Origin of the sequence: Pontibacterium sp., from assembly GCF_041587635.1 — a bacterium.
In the GTDB taxonomy this organism is placed as follows: Bacteria; Pseudomonadota; Gammaproteobacteria; order Pseudomonadales; family Balneatricaceae; genus Pontibacterium.
Genome location: NZ_JBFGYC010000338.1, coordinates 1 through 4,511 on the forward strand (window position 1 = coordinate 1; position 4,511 = coordinate 4,511).

5 protein-coding genes are annotated in these 4,511 nt (G+C 51.7%); 4 read left to right on the top strand and 1 reads right to left on the bottom strand.

The features are described from left to right. Positions 1-31: 31 nt before the first annotated feature. Positions 32-652, bottom strand: coding sequence for a LysE family translocator (locus ABYW01_RS14910; protein ID WP_372834105.1), 621 nt, complete (start codon positions 650-652; stop codon positions 32-34). 198 nt (positions 653-850) lie between these two features. On the opposite strand from ABYW01_RS14910, the gene ABYW01_RS14915 reads away from it, so the two are divergent. The 4 genes from ABYW01_RS14915 to ABYW01_RS14930 all read left to right on the top strand — a co-directional run. Beyond that, entirely contained in the window at positions 851-1,597 is a 747-nt protein-coding gene (locus ABYW01_RS14915; protein WP_372834108.1) for a carbonic anhydrase, read from the top strand. A gap of 339 nt (positions 1,598-1,936) precedes the next feature. Further along, positions 1,937-3,016 carry an iron-sulfur cluster carrier protein ApbC gene (apbC, locus tag ABYW01_RS14920; RefSeq protein ID WP_372834111.1) on the top strand — a complete coding sequence of 360 codons (1,080 nt, stop codon included), beginning with the start codon at positions 1,937-1,939 and terminating at the stop codon, positions 3,014-3,016. A 271-nt stretch (positions 3,017-3,287) separates the two neighbouring features. Then, entirely contained in the window at positions 3,288-3,854 is a 567-nt protein-coding gene (gene dcd / locus ABYW01_RS14925; RefSeq protein ID WP_193955296.1) for a dCTP deaminase, read from the top strand. A 20-nt stretch (positions 3,855-3,874) separates the two neighbouring features. Continuing rightward, the coding region (locus ABYW01_RS14930; protein ID WP_372834113.1) for a hypothetical protein at positions 3,875-4,511 on the top strand (637 nt) is incomplete at its 3' end.

Sequence of the window (4,511 nt, forward strand, 5' to 3'; positions counted from 1 at the left end):
GGTTACGTCAGGTGGATTTGGATATGTGTGGTTATCCAAACGCCAGCCAGATCCCAACGCCAATCATCAGCGAGCCAGCTATGCGGTTCATCAGCTTGACGTTGCCACGATCCATCAGCAGATGGCGCAGGGCTTTACCGCCACTGGCGTAGATGATCAGGCACATAAATTCCAGTAACAGGATCAGTGCAACCAGTACACTCAATTGGGGTGCCAGCGGTTGGCTCTGGTCAAGAAACGGGGGTAACAGGGTGACAAAAAATGCCCAGCCTTTCGGGTTGGCGATGGCGGTGATGAAACCGTTTAGCGCGAGCTGGAGGTTGCCTTGTACAGCGACCTCGCTGCCTGGTTCGGGCATCACCAGCTTGCCCTTGGATTGCCACATCTGAACACCTAACCAGCCCAGATAGGCACCGCCGCCTAATTTGAGAAACAGAAAGGCTTCCGGAAACTGCAGCATCAATGCGGCTACACCCAACGCGGCCGCTGAGGCGACCAGACCGACACCAATCAGCTCACCCCACATCATATGTAAACTGCGTCGCACACCCACTGACATGCCCAAGCTAAGGGCCAGCGTCATACACATCCCCGGAGTGATGGAGACAAAAAAGAAGGTGGGGATAAACAGGGACAATAACGCCAGTGACATCCGTGCCTCGGATCAAAAAAGTTTAACAAAACGGGAGTCTACTCTGGGTGTGCCGAATAAAAAAGCGAGCGGGGCGGAACAGGTCGTTATCAGGCCTGAAATCTTCCGGTATATCCATCCTTAAGCTAATAGGCCGGTGCCGGCTGGCTCGCTACAATCCACTCAAACGATTCACTGTGAATGACAAAAAGGGATGTTATGAAAAACGTACTTCTGGGTGCATGTGCTTTATCTGTTGTGTTGGCCGTACTGACGCCAAGCGAGTCTGACGACAAAGTTCACTGGACCTATTCCGGCCACGGAGGGCCGGATCAGTGGGGTGTACTGGATAAATCGTTCGGTGCCTGCGGCGATGGTAAAAGCCAGTCCCCAATCAATATCACCCGTGTGGTGGACGGCGAGCTGCCTGCGTTGGGTATGACTTATACGGCGGGTGGTAATGAGGTGCTGAATAACGGTCATACCATTCAGGTGAATTATGCGGCGGGTAATGTGCTGGCGGTGGGAGAGCGTTCTTTTGAACTAAAACAGTTCCACTTCCATGCGCCGAGTGAAAATATGATTCAAGGTCGTTCTTTCCCGATGGAAGCGCACTTTGTCCACGCTGATAAAGATGGCAATCTGGCGGTTGTGGCGGTGATGTTTGAGCAGGGTGCGGAAAATGCAGAGCTGGAGAAAGCCTGGGCTCAGATGCCGGATGATGCGGACCATAAAGAAGCCCTGACGGCTGCGGTCGATGCTAATCTTTTGTTGCCTGAAAACCGTGATTACTACCGCTTTAGCGGTTCGTTAACCACGCCACCGTGTTCAGAAGGTGTGAACTGGTTTGTGATGAAAGATTCGGTGACTGCTTCTCAGGCGCAGATCGATAAATTCACACACGTGATGGGGCATCCGAATAACCGTCCGGTACAGCCGATCCATGCGCGTATTGTTGTACAGTAATACGTATTCTGTATTTTTTGCGGGTGTCATCGAAAGGTGATGCCCGCTCACGCCTTTAGTCCGCATAGCTAATCTACCTAAAAACTTCCCCTTCATGCTCGATTTTCTAGCTGCGCTTTCCGAGTGATAGGAATACCTTAACGGTGTCCGAGCAGAGGCATCTCAGCGGTTTTTGCGGGGTAAATGGGGCCAGAATTCAGTTCTGTATAGGACCGAATGCATAAAGGGCTGGACGCATTCGCGATCTGGGTAGATAATTCCTACCAAATTAGTTGGTTATTGTTTGAGATGAGTATGTTTTCCAATCTCTTTGGTAAGAAACGGTCAACGGAGCAGCCCATGACAGCGCCAGAACAGGCACAGGTAGAAGCAGCCTTACAGCAGATTCAGGATCCTTATCTGAAGCAGGATCTGGTTGCTGCCGATATTGTGAAAGCGGTCAGTGTGGACGGCGACAAGCGTAAAGTTTCACTGGAGTTTCCGTATCCGTGTGCAGGCATTCAGGCAGATCTGACAGCGCAGATTCAGGCGGTGTTGGGTGATGATGTTGAGATCGAGTTCAGCACGAACATTCAGCCTCATGCGGGTCAGAACCAGTTGCCCAATATGGCGAGTGTGAAGAACATCGTCGCGGTGGCATCGGGCAAAGGTGGTGTGGGTAAATCCACCACAACTGTTAACCTGGCGCTGGCGATGGCGGCAGAGGGTGCTAAAGTGGGCATCATGGATGCAGACATCTATGGTCCGAGTCAGGGCCTGATGTTGGGCGTTGAAGGCCAGCGTCCAGAGCCTGTGGGCGACAAACATATGAAACCGGTGGTGTCCCACGGTATTCAGTCCATGTCGATGAGCTACCTGATCGACGAAAACACCCCAATGGTATGGCGTGGCCCGATGGTAGCGGGTGCGTTGCAGCAGCTGATGACCCAAACGCTTTGGGAAGACCTGGATTACCTGTTTGTGGATATGCCACCGGGTACCGGAGATGTGCAGCTGACCTTATCCCAGAAAGTGCCGGTGGCCGGTGCGGTTGTCGTGACAACGCCACAGGACATTGCGCTGCTGGATGCGAAGAAGGGCGTCGAGATGTTCCGCAAAGTGGACATTCCTGTGCTGGGTGTTGTGGAGAACATGAGCACTCATATTTGCAGCAATTGTGGTCACACCGAGCATATCTTTGGTGAAGGCGGTGGTGAGCGTATCTCTGAGCAGTACGACACGGAATTGCTGGGTAACCTGCCGTTGTCTTTGTCGATCCGTAAACAGGTCGATGCGGGTAACCCTACGGTATTGTCTGATCCGGATAGTGCCGAAGCACAGATCTACCGTGATATCGCCCGTAAAGTTGCGGCGATATTGGCTAAACGTGGAAAAGCAGCACCCGCTGCCTTCCCAAATATCTCCATCGAAGAAGACTGATTTGTCGGCACGTCGGTTGGGTGGAGCAACGCGATACTCAGCATTGAGGTATAAGCACAGGCTTCATTAGCGGGAATCTGTAGGGCAGGCTTTAGCCTGCCGGTAGCCTGAAGGGCTACCCTACATGCTCGAAGTAGGTTTATTTTTGCGTTGATCAAAAAATGTTCACTTAAACGCCGTGTTTTCGTCATGAAAGTGCGGCTTTTTTCTGTGGAAAAAGGTAGAATACCGCCTCTTTTTTGTATGCAGACTTTGTAAGCGGAAACTCTACATGGGTATAAAATCAGATTCCTGGATTCGTAAGATGTCGCAGGAGCACGAAATGATCTCGCCTTTCGAGCCTCAGCAGGTTCGTCACACAGACGGCGGTCGTATCGTCTCTTATGGTACATCCAGCTACGGCTACGATGTACGTTGTGCAGATGAGTTCAAGATCTTTACTAACATCAACTCCTCCGTGGTTGATCCAAAAGACTTCGACGAAAACAGCTTCGTTGATGTGAAGTCTGACGTCTGCATTATCCCGCCCAACTCGTTTGCGCTGGCACGTACGGTTGAGTATTTCAAAATCCCACGTGACGTGCTGACGATCTGTCTGGGTAAAAGCACGTATGCCCGTTGTGGCATCATCGTGAACGTCACCCCTCTGGAACCCGAGTGGGAAGGCCACGTGACACTGGAATTTTCCAACACCACGCCACTGCCCGCTAAAATCTACGCCAACGAAGGTGTGGCGCAGATGTTGTTCCTCGGCGCTGATGAAGTGTGCGAAACCTCCTATCGGGATCGCGACGGCAAATATCAGGGACAGACCGGCGTTGTAGTTCCTCGTACCTGATAACTCTTCTGTATTGATTGATGAAAGAAACACGTAAAGACATAGTCTCATTCTGGAAGCAGCTGGAACAAACCATTGACCAGCTGCTGGGTAGCCGCGCGGAAGATCGCTTTGAAGCTGATACATTGCTCAAAGATTACCGCGACCAGCTCCAGAAAATCGACCGTAACCTGACTTTCCACTTCGAGCGTGACGATGAGTCCGAAGGCCCGGTGGAGATGATTTTCGGCTGCGACGGATTCCCTGAATCCATCGCTAACGTATTGAGCCTGATCGGTGCTGCACCGGATGTACAGGGCATTCACTTTAAGGCGTTTAACCATCGCTACGACCCTGTGCCAACACACGTGCACGTGGGTGATGAGTTGTGTGAACTGCGTGATTTTTGGTTCAGCCTGCGTGAAGTGCGCGGTCGTCTGCATCTGGAAATTTATATGCAGGACGCGCCAAAAGTGCTGGATATGGATCCACGCGTAGAAGCAGTGATGATCTTTCTGGATGCATTGATTGGTGAATACGAACTGATGACCCGAATCTGGGCGCTGGATTGGTTCGAGTTGCCGGTTGCACCGGAAGACTACGGTTTTATTCCGTTGGGCCGCCTGCGTGAAGTCTTTGATGAGATCAAAGGCGAATCCGTACCTGTGGGTATCACAC

Coding starts and splice junctions, on each gene's coding strand:
- ABYW01_RS14910 (WP_372834105.1), bottom strand. CDS start 652: ATGTCACTGGCGTTATTGTCCCTGTTTATCCCCACCTTCTTTTTTGTC.
- ABYW01_RS14915 (WP_372834108.1), top strand. CDS start 851: ATGAAAAACGTACTTCTGGGTGCATGTGCTTTATCTGTTGTGTTGGCC.
- apbC (WP_372834111.1), top strand. CDS start 1,937: ATGACAGCGCCAGAACAGGCACAGGTAGAAGCAGCCTTACAGCAGATT.
- dcd (WP_193955296.1), top strand. CDS start 3,288: ATGGGTATAAAATCAGATTCCTGGATTCGTAAGATGTCGCAGGAGCAC.